The organism is Solwaraspora sp. WMMD792 (genome assembly GCF_029626105.1).
In the GTDB taxonomy this organism is placed as follows: Bacteria; Actinomycetota; Actinomycetes; order Mycobacteriales; family Micromonosporaceae; genus Micromonospora_E.
On record NZ_JARUBH010000009.1, the window covers coordinates 3,705,548 to 3,719,149 of the forward strand.

Below are 13,602 nucleotides of genomic sequence, written 5' to 3' on the forward strand. Positions count from 1 at the left end.
ACTGAACGGTCCGGGGGCGACTGAACGGTCCGGGGCGACGACAACAACTGGGCGTCGTCGCCCCGGACCGGCGCTCACCGCTGCCGCCGGTAGAGTAGGCGCAGTCCGTCCCGCTGCACGAAGATCTCCCGCCGTTCGACGGCCGTGCCGTCGCGGTCGAGCACGTAGCCGGTGAGCCACACCCAATCGGCGTAGGTCCAGCGTTTGTCGACGGCGGTGATCCGGAAGCGGAAGCCCCGGTCACCAGCGAACTGGACGCTGGCGGCGGCCCCGATCGCCAGCACGTCACCCGGCTCAGGTGCCGGGGTCGATGTCGAGTTCACCGACGTACGGCAGCCGAGCCTGATCGCTCTGCCAGTCCCGCAGCGACTGCTTGAGCAGCGACAACTCGTCGACGAGTTGGGCGATGCTCTGGTCGCGGCGGCGTAGCTCGGCGGCGACCTGGGCGACGTACGCCGCGACGTGCCGTGGGTCGAGGCCCCGCCAGCGGGTACGGAAGCGCACCCGGGCCACCTGCTCGGCGGTCAGCGGGACCGGCGCGGCGTCCCCCTCGTACGTCTCGCCGTTGACGCTGACCACCGGCGGCCGGTGCCGGCCGAATGACTTGGTCACAGTGCTTCTCCCTCCGGTGGCGGCGGTCCGGGCCAGGTCGTCCGGCCGCACCAGGGACACCATCTGACTTTCACCTTGAAGGCGAACAGTCCAGCCAGGAATCCCAGCAGGACCGCGCCGACTAACGCACCGACTTCCACGAGGACCTACCCCCTCTTCGGTCGGGGCGCCGGCCGGCCGCCTTGCCGCGACGCCGGCCGGCGCCCAGGTGGGTGGGGATGTGCGAGGCGACGAGGCGGTACGCCGACTTCGGGTCTGCCGGCCCGACTCTCGCAGCCAGAGACAGATTGACATCTCTGTCGTACGGCTACAAGACTTCAGTGTAAGTTTTCTCCAGATGGCCGACTGGATGGAGTCAGGTCTTGAAAGTTGCGGGAATGAAGGGAAGACTGCCTATCGGCAGGTCCGAAGAGGATCCGGAGGAGGTCTACATGTCAAGAGCAAGCGGACCCACGATCGCCCGATGGCAGCTCGGCAGGCAGCTCAAGGCCGCCCGCGAGGCGGCCGGCATCACCCAGATCGCCATCGCCGAGGTGCTCGCCTGCAGCGAATCGAAGATCTACAAGATCGAGGCTGGTGACGTCGGCGTCGGCCGTGGCGACCTGATCGTCATGCTCGACCGCTACGGCGTCACCGACGAAGATCGCCGCACCACCATCTTCGACCTGCAGAAGCAGGGCAAGCAGCGCGGCTGGTGGTCCAAGTACGGCACCATCCCGATGAACTACAGCATGTACGTCGGCCTCGAAAGCGCCGCCCGCGAGGTGCGCAACTTCGAGCTGGCCATCGTCCCCGGCCTGCTCCAGACCGAGGAGTACGCCCGAGCCGTCGCCTCCACGGCGTGGCCGGACGATCCCGGCGAGGTGGACCGGCGGGTCGAGCTACGGATGGCGCGGCAAGCGTGCCTCGCCGAGGACCCGCCGCTGAAGTTCTGGGCCATTGTTGACGAGGCTGTGCTGCACCGGCGGCCCGGTGGCGACGCGGTGATGCGTCGCCAGCTCGACCACCTGACCGAGGTAAGCACCCGACCGAACGTCATGCTGCAGGTGCTGCCGTTCAGCGAGGGCTGGCATCCCGGCACCAGCGGATCGTTCTCGATCCTGGACTTCGACGAGACCGTGCACAGCCCGGTCGCGTACATCGAGAGCCAGGCCGGCGACGTGTATCTGGAACGTCCCGAGGACATGAACCGGGTTACCCTTACCTACACCCACCTGCAGACGGCAGCGCTCAGTGCCAGGAAGTCCCGGGACCTGATCGCCGCGATCGCCAAGGACTTGGCGTAGACCAGAAGGAGGGGCGCGATGGATCTCACCCGCGCCATGTGGATCAAAAGCAGCCGCAGCAACGCCAACAGCCAGTGCGTCGAGGTCGCCCGCAACCTGCCGGGAGTCGTCGCCACCCGCGACAGCAAGGACCCGACCGGCCCGGCGCTGACCTTCGCCCCCTCCGCCTGGACCACCTTCACCACCGCGCTCAAGTCGTCCCAGCTCTCCGCGTAACCGCTCCTCCCCCACTCCAAAGAGGCACCGCGAATGCGAGACACCGACCTGACCGACGCCACCTGGCGTACCAGCAGCTACTCCGGCGGCAACGGTAACTGCGTCGAAGTCGCCGACAACCTGCCCGCCGTCGTCGCCGTACGCGACAGCAAGGACCGTTCCGGTCCCCTGCTCGCCTTCTCCTCTGCGGCGTGGACGTCCTTCACCGCGTCGCTCGGGGCGCAGACGCGCCAGCGGTAGCGGATCCGTGACCGCGTTGCGAGTGCGGGCGCGGTCACGCCAACCGCTTCGGAAGCGGACCGCGATCGCCCGCGAGCACGCCTCATGACCGCTGAACTCGCCGCCGTCATCGGCCGCGCCCGGTTCCTGCTGCTCGACTTCGACGGACCCGTCTGCAAGGTCTTCGCCAACCACCCCGCGCCCCAGGTCGCCGCCACCCTGCGCCGCCTGCTCGTCGACCAGGGCGTCACCGTCCCGCCCGATCTGCTCGATGAACCCGACCCGCTCGCCGTGCTGCGCTGGAGTGCCACCCTTGACCGGCTCGCCATCGTGCGCCAAGTCGACGACGCCCTGCGCGCTGCCGAGTTGGACGCCGTCGCCGTCGCCGACCCCACCCCGTACGCCCGGGAAGTCATCGTGACCGCCCACCGCGCCCAGCGCGGCATCGCGATCGTCTCCAACAACAGCGCCGGCGCCGTCAACCGGTACCTGATCGCGCGCCGTCTCGCCGGCTACATCCACCCCGTCATCGGCCGCCCGTACGCCGGCCCAGCCGGAATGAAACCGAACCCGGCACCGGTGCTCGCCGCCATCTGCGAACTGCACGCCCACCCCGAGGACTGCGTGCTCATTGGCGACTCACCTACCGACATCGAGGCCGCCCAGGCGGTCGGCGTACCCACCATCGGCTACGCCAACAAACCCCGCAAATACCACAGACTCAGCGAATCAGACGCCATCATCGGCAGCATGGCCGAAGTCGTCACCGCCCTCACCGGTCGCCGGGTGCAAGGCGGTAGACCCGCGAGTCACGGAGACTGAAGCCGAGTCGTTCGTAGAGCCGGTTCGCGGCAGCACGAGACGGGCGGGACGTCAGGTCAACGGTCCGAGCGCCAGCCTCCCGAGCCAGCCTGACGGCCTCCTGGGTCAGCGCCGCCCCGACCCCGAGGCCGCGCGCCGACTCGTCGACCACCACATCCTCGATCCACGCCCGCCTACCGGTCGGGATCGGGAACATCACCAGGGTCAACGCGCCGACGATCTCGCCCTCGCAGCGAGCGATCAGCAAAGTGCTTGCGTCCGACGCCACCAGCTCGTTCAACGCCGTCAGATCGAGTGGCTTGGCGGAACGGGACAGCTGCGGGAGGAGCCGGCCGAACGCTTTCACGACCTCGTCGGTGGCGACTCGTACGGCCTCGATCTCGACGCTCATACTCGCGACTCTATCGACCGGACACGCCACGCGAGGCGGTCCAGCGAGTACGACAAGTCAGCCAGGGTCACCACACTCTGATGAGTACCGTCGGGTCCGGCAGCGGACTTGCCGGCCTACGTCGTCGTTGCCGACCGCGTCCGCATCGGGTAATTGCCTCGCCGCGTCGGCGGGAATTCCGGTGTAATCCCTGCCATGCGCATCACCTCGGAAACCGTCGGTGACGGCATCCGCGAGCAGCTCTTCAGCGTCGGGGACATCCCCGGGGTGCTCTGGACGCCTGCTGAGGGCTCCGGTCCCCGTCCGTTGGTCTTGATCGGGCACGGCGGCGGCCAGCACAAGAAGGGGTGGGAGGTCGTCTCCAGAGCCTTTCCCTACGTCACCTCCGGTGGCTTCGCGGTCGCCGCGATCGACGCGCCGGGTACCGGTGACAGGCCGGAGCACCCGGAGATCCGGCGGCTTGTCGCGCTCATCGAGGAACGGGAGGCCGCAGGCGAGCCCTTCGGCCCGGCGTGGCCCGCCCTGAACGAAACCGTGGCGGCGCAGCTCATACCCGACTGGCGGACCACTCTGGACGCGCTGCAGAACCTGGACTCCGTCGGCGACAGCCAGCCCGTCGGGTACTACGGTCTGTCCGAGGCCGGTGAGATGGGTATCCGCCTGGTCGCGGCCGAGCCTCGGATCACGGCTGCGGTCCTCGGCCTCGTTGGAAGCGAGTGGCTCACCGGCATCGCAGCGCGGATCACGATCCCGGTCGAGTTCCTGCTGCAGTGGGACGACGAAGGCAATCCACGGGACTCCGTCCTGAAGCTGTACGACGCCCTCGGCTCCGCAGAGAAGACATTGCACGCCAACCCCGGCAGCCACTTTCGAGTCCCGTCGTTCGAAATCGAGAGCTCGATCCGGTTCTTCGCCCGGCACCTGGGTAGCCCTGGCACCGCAATCAGTTCCTGACACCACCGAGCGATCACCGATCTGGCTCCGCGCGCCCTACGGTCCCCCCACCTGATTCCCGCCCTCAAGGTAGACAGTCCCGCTGTCCGTCGCTGCTTACACAGCGGCAGCGGCCCGCCGGGCCAGCAGCGGCGACAGCCGCTGCTGCGCCTGCGGCAGGGTCGACCACGCCCAGCTGCGCAACTCCTGCGGCGGAAGCCGGATCGCGTCGGCCTGCGACGCGTCAAGGATGCCGCCGTCGTACACGAACATCACTCCTTCGGTGCGGCCGGCGCGAGGCGGCACCCAGTCGACTACCAGCAGCCGTCCGGGAGTAACCGCCAAGCCGAGTTCTTCGGTTAGCTCACGGACCGCCGCGTCGTACGGCGACTCGTCGGCCTCCACCGCCCAACCTGGTAGTTCCCAGTAGTCCTTGTACGTCGGCTCGACGAGCAGGATTCGTCCGTCACGGTCCCGCAGCAGCACGGCCGAGCCCATCCGCTTGCGCGGCAACGTCGCTGTGTAATCGTCAGGCGGGGAGCTCACCACCGGAGGTTAACCGCCCGAATGTCCAGTTGTCGGAAGCTTCCGCCGGTCAGGGCTCGTGGCGGCGGGCCACCTGTACCGATCAGGAATCGAGAAGCACCGGCCGCTGCGGCACGGCTACCGTCGTGGTGGCAAGGCAGCCACCGAGGAGCTCGACGTGCTGTCGAAGATCGCCCAGATGGAACCGTCGGACCGCGCACTGGCCGAACGCGTCCACGCCATCGTCACCACCAACGCCCCCGACCTGTCCCCGAAGCTCTGGTACGGCCAGCCGGCGTACGCGAGGAAGGGCAAGGTCGTGTGCTTCTTCCGCAGCGGACACGCGGACAAGGAGCCGTACTCCACCTTCGGCTTCACCGCTGCGGCCAACCTCGCCGACGACAGCGGCCTGTGGCCGACGTCCTTCGCCGTCGCCCAGCTCAGCGAGCAGGCCGCAGAGACCATCGCCGCCCTCGTCAAGAAGGCCATGAGCTGACCTACTGGTACGCCTTCGACCGACAAGTGAGCACCGAAAGCTGGGTGGGTTGCGCTACGATCGCTGCGCCGTGCACGACTGCTGCCCGAGGAGGTGAGTCCGATCAACGCTGTGACAGGTCGGGACTCCCTCCCCCGCATGGTCTAGGGAGCGCCCGCAAAGGGACTCTCGAAAGGCGCGTACGCGCATGCACAACATCCAGGAAGAACACTTCGCCGTCGACGGCGTACCCGCTGTGCTCTGGACCTCAGCCGGCAGCGGAGCCGACCGCCCGCCGCTGATCGTCATCGGCCACGGCGGCGGCCAGCACAAGACCGCTCCCGGCGTCCTGCACCGCGCCCACCGTTTCGTGTCCAGCGGATTCGCGGCCGTCTGCGTGGACGTGCCGAACCACGGCGAGCGCCCGACCGACGAGCGCTACCAGGACATCGCCACCGAGATCCAGTCCGCTGTCAGCTCCGGAGGTGACCTGGCCGCGCTGCTCGCCGACTTCCACGCCCTGGTCGCCGAGCAGACCGTTGCGGAGTGGCGGGCCGTCCTCGACCATCTCGATGCCGGGCCGGTCGGCTACTGGGGAGTCTCGCTGGGCTGCGGGCTCGGCGTACCGTTCGTCGCCGCCGAGCCGCGCGTCCGCGCGGCGGTCCTCGGACTGGGCGGAGCCAGCGCCGCTGCCACGCTGGAGGCTGCGGCACGGATCGCCGTGCCCGTCGAGTTCCTGATCCAGTGGGACGACGAACGGGTGCCCCGGGAGCAGAGCCTGGCCCTGTTCGACGCGTTCGGCTCGACCGAGAAGACGCTGCACGCCAACCCGGGCCGGCACGCCGACCGGCTCCCGGAATACGAACTGGACAGCACGGTCCGGTTCTTCACCCGGCACCTCATGCCGCACTGACCAGCACTGATCGAAGCTGGCATCCGTCCGGATCGGCTCGGGCTCAGCAGATCCGGTTGCCGTCCTCGAGATAGCGAGTCCCGCCGTCCTCGACTGCCTCGGCGGCGGCGGTGGCCCGCCGGGCCAGCAGCGGTGACAACCGCTGCTGCGCCTGAGCCAGGGTCGACCACGCCCAGCTGCGCAACTCCTGCGGCGGCAGCCGGATCGCGTCGGTCCGCGCGGTGTCCAGGACCCCGCCGTCGTAGACGAACATGACGCCTTCGGCGCGACCGGAGCGCGGCGGCACCCAGTCCACGACCAGCAGCCGGCCCGGAGCAACGGTCAGGCCGAGTTCTTCCGTCAGCTCGCGGACCGACGCGTCGTACGGCGACTCGTCGGCCTCCACCACCCCGCCCGGCAGCTCCCAGTAATCCTTGTACGTAGGCTCGACGATCAGGATCCGTCCGATGTGGTCCCGGAAGAGCACCCCCGAACCCATCCGCTTGCGCGGCAACGTCGCGGTGTAGTCGTTCGCCGATGCAGTCATCCGGGGACGCTAACGGCACCCCACGTTTCACAACGGCTACGACACGTCAACGAGTTCGAGTCCGTCGTACTCGGCGAAGTCGATAAAATCCTTCGTGTTGAAGGTGGCGAGCGGAAGACCTTGCACCAGGCAGCAAGCGGCGATCCAGGTGTCGTTGACCGGCCGAGGACGACCACGGAGCTGAGCGTGGGCTTGAAGTTGGCCCCAGGTCGTTGCGACTCGTTCGTCAAACCCGAGCACAAGAATTCGCCGACGCCAAGTCTCCAGGCTCGCGCGTCGTCGCGGACCCCAACTACGGATAGCGGTCCACTTGGTCAGCTCGCCGAGCGTCACGAAGCTGATGCAGGCCGAACTCGCGACGAGTCGAGCACTGAAAGTAGCCGGCAGCCGACCCAGGAAACTGGCAGAGGCAACATCAGTGTCGAGGACGATGAAGCTCACGCAAGACCTGCCCGCCGTGAGGCGTAAAGGTCGGCGAGGAACTCGTCCAGCTCCTCGTCAGATTCGAACATGCCAGGCTGCAGCAAGTCATCGGCTGAACGAAGTGGGCGAACCCCCTGCTGTCGCGCCAACTCTTCCACCGTTACGTGCTGGTCGGACTGCGACCAGTCAGATAGGTCCTCAGCATTGCTTGACACGGATGCGCTCCCTTCACAGGCAAGGCTCCGCCAAGCCTACCTTCCTTGCCGTGATCGACTTCGTACTCCCCGTCGACCAGGAACGTGTCAGCCACGGTCAGTGCTGGTGGCTGCGGTGGGCGGGGCAGCGACGACGGTCCCGGGCCGTGGTCAGGCATGGCAGGCATCGGCCGTACGAGGGGTTCGCGTCCGGTCAGCCGTACCGGATCGCCCTGATGGGTAAGATCGACGGTGGCCGACAGGTCAGCGTCGAGCGACTCGTAGCGCACCTCGTCGGCGGTCAGGGGACCCGTCGATGGTCCGATCGCCGAGATCCGCCAGGTCGTGCAGGGCGGCCTCGGCGAACAGGTCGTACGCGAGGTCCGGTGCATCGCCTGCACCAGATCGGCCTGTTTGACCAACTGCTTGCGGTAGAGCTTGAGGTACGGAAAGCCCAGCAGCAGCGGACAGTCGTCGGATTCCATCGCGGCGAATCCGGTCAAGGTCCGCCCGGTACGTCGCACCAGCCAGTCCTGATCTATCTGCCTGCACGGGCCACCGATACCCAGCCGCCTCGCACGGCAACCGCAGCGCCCACTCGCTGATGGCGCTTCGACACCGCCGACCCGTCTTACCCTCACCGCATGAGCCCCAGCGACGAGCCGAGCCCATTCGCGACTTTCGAGGGCTCGGTTCTGACGACGAATGTCCGTGCCCTAGTCGGAGCCGCTCGCCGACCTGGTCGGCTACGAGGCCGACGACTGGGACTGGGACGCCGTTGCCAACGAGCCCGGCGCCACCATCACCTCGGTCCGGCTCCACCACCGGGCGGACGAAGCTCTGACCGCTCGCGTCGAAACCGTCGTGTCGATGCTGGCCCGCTATCAGGTCACCCCGTGATGGGACGGACGAGTCGACCTGTACGCCGGATTCTGTCCCGTACGCGCCGGTTACCCGGGTCGCGCAGCGGGGGCGGCCATCCATCTAGACCTACCGTCGCCGGCAGGCTCCAGCGGCCTACCCGCAGACTCGGGCGGGCAGCCCTCGAACGCCTGCGCAGGTCGGCGTCTCACGACACCGGCCCTCTTGGCCTTGCTCCGGGTGGGGTTTACCGAGCCATCCCGGTCACCCGGGATGCTGGTGGGCTCTTACCCCACCGTTTCACCCTTACCGGGCGTTTCACCGCCCGGCGGTCTGTTTTCTGTGGCACTGTCCCGCGGGTCACCCCGGGTTGCCGTTAGCAACCACCCTGCCCTGTGGAGTCCGGACGTTCCTCGGCAGCAGGGGACGTATCCCCCGCTGACGCGGCCGCCCGGTCGACTCGTCCGTCCGAGCATCAATCGTACGCAGCCCACGATCATTCCCGCCCGCAGGCCCGGCAGGCCACCACGACCAGCCTAGAACAGTGATCTAGAAGGATTATGGTCGATATACCGGCCAAATCCTTCTAGATCCACCGCATGACCTACGCCCGCAGCCAGGCAACAGACAGGCAACAGCCAGGCGGCTCAGGTCAGCAACTCCATCGGTGGCTGGCCCCGCTCGCCCGGCGGCAGGTGGCCGATGTCGTTGAAGCTCACCAGGGTCGGCGGAGCATCGCTGCGCCACTGCACGATCGTCAACCCGCAGTTGAACTGGTTCAGCCCGAGCCACCGCCAGTACGGCGCGTCCAGCGCGTGCCGGACCGCCCAGCCGATCACGAAGTTGTGCGTCACCACCAGTTCGTGCCGGTCGACGTCGCCGACCCGCCCCCAGTGGTTCACCGCTGCCTGTGCCCGTACCGCGCCGGGGTCGCGCTCCTGTTCCGGGACCGCGTCGACGAAATCGGCATACCGCTGCGGCACCGCCTGGTCGGCGCGCCCGGGAGCCGGCACCGGCGTCACGTCGGCGGCGAACCGACACTCGTGCACCGCGATCCCGGGCAGGAAAGCCGCGATCTCCTCGGCGGTCTGCGCGGCCCGCGCCGCCGGACCGTGGTGGACGGCGTCGAACGGCACAGCACGCAGACGCTGACCGAGCCGGCGCGCCTGGCGCCGGCCGAGCTCCGACAGGCCTGGGTCGGACCCGGTCTCGTCGCTGTCCTGCTCGCCGTGCCGGACCAGGTACAACAGCGTCCGCGCCATCCGATCATCATCCCGGCCAACCGTCGCCGTCAGTGGGCCCGGGCGCTCGAGTTGAAGGTCAGCGACCTTATTGGCGGCAGATAGGGTATCTGGCCTTCAACTCGAGCGCGGACCCTGCGGAGTGGCGGTCAGCGCCGGCAGGAGAAAGCAGGCTCGGCGGTCAGCGCGGGCAGGCTCTGCGGTGAGCGCGCCGAGAGCGGGTCAGCGTAGGGCGCGGGCCAGCAGCAGGACGCCGATACCGACGCCGAAGGCGACTATGCCGAAGCGCAGCACGGTCGGCGGCAGCTTGCGCACCACCCGCGCGCCGACGTAGCCGCCGACGATGGTGGCCGGGGCGACTGTCACCGCCGCGACCCAGTCGACCGGGCCGAAGATGGCGAACACGGCGACGGTGGTCACCCCGACCGCCGCCGACAGCAGGTTCTTCAACGCGACGACGCCGTTGAGCGCCTCGTCGAGCACCAGGGCCAGGCCGGCGACCAGCATCACCCCGAGCGCGGCACCGAAATATCCGCCGTACGCGGCGCAGAAAAAGGTCATCGCCTGCAGTGACAGCTGTTCACGCCCGGCTGGCAGATCCTTGGGCTCCCCGACGATACGCCGCAGCTGGTTCTGGAAGCCGAGCACCGCCGCCGCGCTGATCACCAGGAACGGCACGATCAGCTCGAAGGCCCGGGGCGGGGTGATCAGCAGCAGGACGCAGCCGAGGACCGCCCCGGCGACGGCGGTCGGGACGAGGCGCCACAGTCCGCGTCGGCGCGGCAGGTCGTCGCGGCTGCCGACGGTGCTGGCCACATAGCCGGGGCAGACCGCGATCGCGTTGGTGACGTTCGCCGACACCGGCGGCAGGCCGACGGCGATCAACGCCGGGAAGGTGATCAACGAGCCGCCGCCGGCCGCCGCGTTGACGGTGCCGGCCGCCAACCCGGCCCCGACCAGCAACGCGAACGCGGGAAGATCCATCCTGCGAGGCTAGCGGCGCACCGGCCACACCACGCCCCGGTGTGGCCAGGCCAACGCCAGCAGCGGCGGCCCCGGCGTCAGGGCGTGGCGATGCCGGCGAGGTGGGCGGTGTCGTTGACGGTACGTACCGCCACGCCGCCGTCCGGCCAGGTGTCGATCACCGAGATGCCGGTCGGGTCGAGGTAGAGCCGGTGCAGCAGCGCGTCCCCGGCACCCAGCGCGTCCCGCAGCATGATCTTCAGCGGGGAGACGTGCGAGACCACCACCACGGTCTTTCCCCGGTACGCGGTGAGCAGTTCCCGCACCACCCGGCGGACCCGGCCGGCGACCTGGGCGAACGACTCCCCGCCCGGCGGGGACAGTTCGGTGGAGGCCAGCCAGGCGGTCAGCTCGGCCGGCCAGCGTTCCCGCACCTCAGCGAAGGTGCGGCCCTCCCATTCGCCGAAGTCGCACTCGATCAGGTCGGCTTCGGCGCGTACCGGCGGGTCGCCGACCTCGGCGGCGATCGACCGCGCCGTGTCGACGCAGCGCGACAGCGGCGAGCAGACGATGACGTCGACCTTGGCCCGGATCACCGCGATCCGCGCGGCGGCGGCGGTGGCCTGCGCCGCGCCCTGCTCGGACAGCGGTACGTCGCCGCGCCCGGAGTAGCGGCTCTGCTTGTTCAGCCCGGTCTCGCCGTGCCGGACCAGGATGAGCCGGGTGGCGGTGGCGGTGGTCGGCGGCTCCCAGGAGGCGGCCGGGGCGTCGCCGGCCCCGGCGACGGCGAACATCGACGGCTGGACCTCGACGACCGATCCGACAGAGGCCGCCGGGGCCGCAGCGGCAGCCGACGCGACCGACGCCGCAGACGCAGCAGGTGCCGGCGGAGCCTTGGTGGCCTTGGCCGGTTTGCCGGCGGCCTGGTCCATCGCCTGGTTGGCCAGGGTGTCGGCGCGCTTGTTCTGCTCCCGGGGGATCCAGCTGAACCTGACCAAGTCGAACTCGCGGACCAGTGTAGCGGCCTGCGCGGCGAGCGGCCGCAGCCCCGGGTTCTTGATCTGCCACCGGCCGCACATCTGCTCGACGACCAGCTTCGAGTCCATCCGTACGTCGACCGAGGTGGCGCCGATCTCGGCGGCGGCCCGCAGCCCGGCGATCAGCCCCTGGTACTCGGCGACGTTGTTGGTGGCGACGCCGAGCGCCTCGCCCCGTTCGGCGAGCACCGTCCCGGTGTCGGCGTCGAGCACCACCGCCCCGTACCCGGCGGGCCCGGGGTTGCCCCGGGCACCCCCGTCGGCTTCGACGACGACCCGCATCGCGGCGCTCACAGGCCCGACTCGGCAGTCCGTACCATGATCCGACGGCAGTCCTCGCAGCGAACCACCTCGGCCGGGTCGGCCGCTTTGATCCGGCCCCGTTCGGTGGCGGACAGTTCGAGGCGGCAGCCGCCGCAGCGGCCGGCGCGCAGCAGCGCGGCGGCCAGCCCACCCGAGTTTTCCCGGATCTTGTCGTAGAGGGCGACCAGGTCGGCCGGGAGGTCGCCGGCCAGCGGGGCGCGGGCGGACGTCTTGAACTGTTCCTCGCTGGCGATCTCTGCGAGGTTGCGTTCCCGGGTCTGCTCGACCTCGGCACGCCGTTGCCGGGCGCTGTCGATGCGTCCGGTGACCTGGTCGAGCGCGGCCTGGGCGGTCTCCCGCTGTTCCATCAGCTCCAGTTCGGCGTCCTCCAGCTCGGTCTGCCGGCGGGTCAGTGACGCGAGTTCGTGCTGCAGCGCCTCCAACTCCCGGGCCGGGCCGGAGCCGGCGGTGAGCCGGGCCTGGTCCTTGTCCTTGCGGGCGCGGACCTGGTCGACGTCGCGTTCCAGCCGGGCGATGTCGCGGTCCAGGTCGTCGACGGCGACCTGGGCGCGGACCCGCTCGTCTTCCAACGCCGACAGTTCCCGCGCCAGGGCGTCCAGCTCAGCGTGCTCGGGCAGGGTCCGTCGCCGGTGGGCGAGTTGGGCGAGCGCGGTGTCGATCGCCTGCAGGTCGAGCAGGCGGCGCTGGGCTTGCGGGTCTGCCTTCACGGATGGGGCTCCTCATGGATGGATGCGGCGGGCGCGGAACGGGTGGGGGTGGCGCTGGTTGCCACGCGGGGGCGGCCGGCGGACGGTGTGTGCAGCGTCCACGGGTCGGTGTCGAGGTCGGAGACGGTGGCGTCGACCCCGAGTTCGCCGGTGAGGTACGCGGCGAGGTCGTCCAGCCAGGGGCGTTCGGTGGCCCAGTGGGCGGCGTCGAGCAGCGTCGGGCCGCCGCTGGCGATCTGTTCGCTGACCGGGTGATGGCGCAGGTCGGCGGTCAGGAAGGCGTCAACTCCGGCGGCGGTCGCGGCGGCCAGGTAGGCGTCACCGGCACCGCCGCAGACCGCCACCGTGGTGACGAGGCGTCCCGGGTCGCCGGCGGCCCGCACCCCCCAGGCGGTGGCCGGCAGCACCTCCGCGGCGTGCCGGGTGAGCGCGGCGAGGGTGAGCGGCTGGCGCAGCGTGCCGATCCGGCCGGCGCCCTGGCCGGCGACGGCGGCGGCCGGGCTGCCGGGTGCCGCCGGCACCAGGGGCCGCAGGTCGGTCAGGCCGAGCCGGTCGGCGAGTGCGTCGGAGACCCCGGGTCGGGCCACGTCGGCGTTGGTGTGCGCGACGTACAGCGCGACGCCGGCCCGGATCAGGTCGTGGACGATCCGCCCCTTGTACGTGGTGGGGGCGACCGAGGAGACGCCGCGCAGCAGCAGCGGGTGGTGGGCGATGATCATGTCGGCGCCGGCGCCGACCGCCTCGGCGACGGTTTCCGGTACGCAGTCGACGACGCACCACACGTGCCGTACCAGGGCATCCGGTTCGCCGAGGACCAGGCCGACACGGTCCCACTGCTCAGCCCAGGCCGGCGGGTAGCGCCGCTCGACGGCGGCGGCCACGTCGGCGACCCGTACCGGTGATGCTGCAGTTGTGTCCACGGCGGCCCAGCTTA

General features: G+C 69.8%; 18 protein-coding genes, 1 other RNA gene and 1 pseudogene. 7 read left to right on the forward strand and 13 right to left on the reverse strand.

Annotation, left to right across the window (positions count from 1 at the left end):
* Positions 1-74 precede the first annotated feature (74 nt).
* On the reverse strand, positions 75-323 hold the full coding sequence (locus tag O7629_RS17620) for a hypothetical protein (RefSeq protein ID WP_278170429.1): 249 nt from the start codon (positions 321-323) through the stop codon (positions 75-77).
* Positions 295-612, reverse strand: coding sequence for a DivIVA domain-containing protein (locus O7629_RS17625; RefSeq protein WP_278170430.1), 318 nt, complete (start codon positions 610-612; stop codon positions 295-297). Before O7629_RS17625 ends, O7629_RS17620 begins: the two co-directional genes overlap by 29 nt.
* A gap of 377 nt (positions 613-989) precedes the next feature.
* Between O7629_RS17625 and O7629_RS17630 the strand changes: the two genes are divergently transcribed.
* From O7629_RS17630 to O7629_RS17645, 4 genes are all read left to right on the forward strand, one after another.
* Positions 990-1,898 carry a helix-turn-helix transcriptional regulator gene (locus O7629_RS17630; RefSeq protein ID WP_278170431.1) on the forward strand — a complete coding sequence of 303 codons (909 nt, stop codon included), beginning with the start codon at positions 990-992 and terminating at the stop codon, positions 1,896-1,898.
* Between the two features lie 18 nt (positions 1,899-1,916).
* Positions 1,917-2,114 carry a DUF397 domain-containing protein gene (locus O7629_RS17635; protein WP_278170432.1) on the forward strand — a complete coding sequence of 66 codons (198 nt, stop codon included), beginning with the start codon at positions 1,917-1,919 and terminating at the stop codon, positions 2,112-2,114.
* Positions 2,115-2,147: 33 nt separating this feature from the next.
* Positions 2,148-2,354: a DUF397 domain-containing protein gene (locus tag O7629_RS17640; protein WP_278170433.1), complete on the forward strand. Its 207-nt coding sequence runs from the start codon at positions 2,148-2,150 to the stop codon at positions 2,352-2,354.
* Between the two features lie 84 nt (positions 2,355-2,438).
* Positions 2,439-3,155, forward strand: coding sequence for an HAD hydrolase-like protein (locus O7629_RS17645; RefSeq protein WP_278170434.1), 717 nt, complete (start codon positions 2,439-2,441; stop codon positions 3,153-3,155).
* Here the strand turns inward: O7629_RS17645 and O7629_RS17650 are convergent.
* Positions 3,106-3,546, reverse strand: a complete 441-nt coding sequence (locus O7629_RS17650; RefSeq protein WP_278170436.1) for a GNAT family N-acetyltransferase — start codon at positions 3,544-3,546, stop codon at positions 3,106-3,108. The two genes, O7629_RS17645 and O7629_RS17650, sit on opposite strands and share 50 nt — an antisense overlap.
* A gap of 153 nt (positions 3,547-3,699) precedes the next feature.
* Here O7629_RS17650 and O7629_RS17655 point away from each other — a divergent pair, with 153 nt between their 5' ends.
* Positions 3,700-4,500 carry an alpha/beta hydrolase gene (locus tag O7629_RS17655; RefSeq protein WP_278170437.1) on the forward strand — a complete coding sequence of 267 codons (801 nt, stop codon included), beginning with the start codon at positions 3,700-3,702 and terminating at the stop codon, positions 4,498-4,500.
* Between the two features lie 96 nt (positions 4,501-4,596).
* Here O7629_RS17655 and O7629_RS17660 read toward each other — a convergent pair whose 3' ends face one another.
* The gene (locus O7629_RS17660; RefSeq protein WP_347403675.1) at positions 4,597-5,025 is read right to left on the reverse strand and encodes an NUDIX hydrolase; all 429 of its coding nucleotides are present in this window, start codon (positions 5,023-5,025) and stop codon (positions 4,597-4,599) included.
* A 133-nt stretch (positions 5,026-5,158) separates the two neighbouring features.
* On the opposite strand from O7629_RS17660, the pseudogene O7629_RS17665 reads away from it, so the two are divergent.
* Positions 5,159-5,500, forward strand: a pseudogene (locus O7629_RS17665) (DUF1801 domain-containing protein); the annotation flags it as partial.
* Positions 5,501-5,687: 187 nt separating this feature from the next.
* Entirely contained in the window at positions 5,688-6,392 is a 705-nt protein-coding gene (locus O7629_RS17670; RefSeq protein WP_278170440.1) for a dienelactone hydrolase family protein, read from the forward strand.
* A gap of 43 nt (positions 6,393-6,435) precedes the next feature.
* On the opposite strand, the gene O7629_RS17675 is transcribed toward O7629_RS17670, so the two are convergent.
* From O7629_RS17675 to O7629_RS17715, 9 genes are all read right to left on the reverse strand, one after another.
* On the reverse strand, positions 6,436-6,918 hold the full coding sequence (locus tag O7629_RS17675; RefSeq protein ID WP_347403676.1) for an NUDIX hydrolase: 483 nt from the start codon (positions 6,916-6,918) through the stop codon (positions 6,436-6,438).
* Between the two features lie 36 nt (positions 6,919-6,954).
* The gene (locus O7629_RS17680) at positions 6,955-7,359 is read right to left on the reverse strand and encodes a type II toxin-antitoxin system VapC family toxin (RefSeq protein ID WP_278170441.1); all 405 of its coding nucleotides are present in this window, start codon (positions 7,357-7,359) and stop codon (positions 6,955-6,957) included.
* A 142-nt stretch (positions 7,360-7,501) separates the two neighbouring features.
* Positions 7,502-8,020, reverse strand: coding sequence for a hypothetical protein (locus tag O7629_RS17685; protein WP_278170443.1), 519 nt, complete (start codon positions 8,018-8,020; stop codon positions 7,502-7,504).
* Between the two features lie 420 nt (positions 8,021-8,440).
* Positions 8,441-8,859: RNase P RNA component class A (rnpB, locus tag O7629_RS17690), an RNA gene on the reverse strand.
* Positions 8,860-9,043: 184 nt separating this feature from the next.
* The gene (locus O7629_RS17695; RefSeq protein ID WP_278170445.1) at positions 9,044-9,658 is read right to left on the reverse strand and encodes a histidine phosphatase family protein; all 615 of its coding nucleotides are present in this window, start codon (positions 9,656-9,658) and stop codon (positions 9,044-9,046) included.
* Positions 9,659-9,859: 201 nt separating this feature from the next.
* On the reverse strand, positions 9,860-10,621 hold the full coding sequence (locus O7629_RS17700) for a sulfite exporter TauE/SafE family protein (protein ID WP_278170447.1): 762 nt from the start codon (positions 10,619-10,621) through the stop codon (positions 9,860-9,862).
* 77 nt (positions 10,622-10,698) lie between these two features.
* Positions 10,699-11,919 carry a bifunctional RNase H/acid phosphatase gene (locus O7629_RS17705; protein WP_278174573.1) on the reverse strand — a complete coding sequence of 407 codons (1,221 nt, stop codon included), beginning with the start codon at positions 11,917-11,919 and terminating at the stop codon, positions 10,699-10,701.
* 8 nt (positions 11,920-11,927) lie between these two features.
* Positions 11,928-12,668, reverse strand: coding sequence for a C4-type zinc ribbon domain-containing protein (locus tag O7629_RS17710; RefSeq protein ID WP_278170448.1), 741 nt, complete (start codon positions 12,666-12,668; stop codon positions 11,928-11,930).
* A complete protein-coding gene (locus tag O7629_RS17715) occupies positions 12,665-13,588 on the reverse strand; it encodes a Nif3-like dinuclear metal center hexameric protein (RefSeq protein ID WP_278170450.1) in 924 nt (307 codons plus the stop codon). The genes O7629_RS17710 and O7629_RS17715 overlap by 4 nt, the downstream gene beginning before the upstream one ends.
* Positions 13,589-13,602: the final 14 nt, after the last annotated feature.

Coding starts and splice junctions, on each gene's coding strand:
- O7629_RS17630 (WP_278170431.1), top strand. CDS start 990: ATGAAGGGAAGACTGCCTATCGGCAGGTCCGAAGAGGATCCGGAGGAG.
- O7629_RS17670 (WP_278170440.1), top strand. CDS start 5,688: ATGCACAACATCCAGGAAGAACACTTCGCCGTCGACGGCGTACCCGCT.
- O7629_RS17635 (WP_278170432.1), top strand. CDS start 1,917: ATGGATCTCACCCGCGCCATGTGGATCAAAAGCAGCCGCAGCAACGCC.
- O7629_RS17705 (WP_278174573.1), bottom strand. CDS start 11,919: ATGCGGGTCGTCGTCGAAGCCGACGGGGGTGCCCGGGGCAACCCCGGG.
- O7629_RS17695 (WP_278170445.1), bottom strand. CDS start 9,658: ATGGCGCGGACGCTGTTGTACCTGGTCCGGCACGGCGAGCAGGACAGC.
- O7629_RS17675 (WP_347403676.1), bottom strand. CDS start 6,918: ATGACTGCATCGGCGAACGACTACACCGCGACGTTGCCGCGCAAGCGG.
- O7629_RS17700 (WP_278170447.1), bottom strand. CDS start 10,621: ATGGATCTTCCCGCGTTCGCGTTGCTGGTCGGGGCCGGGTTGGCGGCC.
- O7629_RS17685 (WP_278170443.1), bottom strand. CDS start 8,020: ATGGAATCCGACGACTGTCCGCTGCTGCTGGGCTTTCCGTACCTCAAG.
- O7629_RS17650 (WP_278170436.1), bottom strand. CDS start 3,546: ATGAGCGTCGAGATCGAGGCCGTACGAGTCGCCACCGACGAGGTCGTG.
- O7629_RS17645 (WP_278170434.1), top strand. CDS start 2,439: ATGACCGCTGAACTCGCCGCCGTCATCGGCCGCGCCCGGTTCCTGCTG.
- O7629_RS17640 (WP_278170433.1), top strand. CDS start 2,148: ATGCGAGACACCGACCTGACCGACGCCACCTGGCGTACCAGCAGCTAC.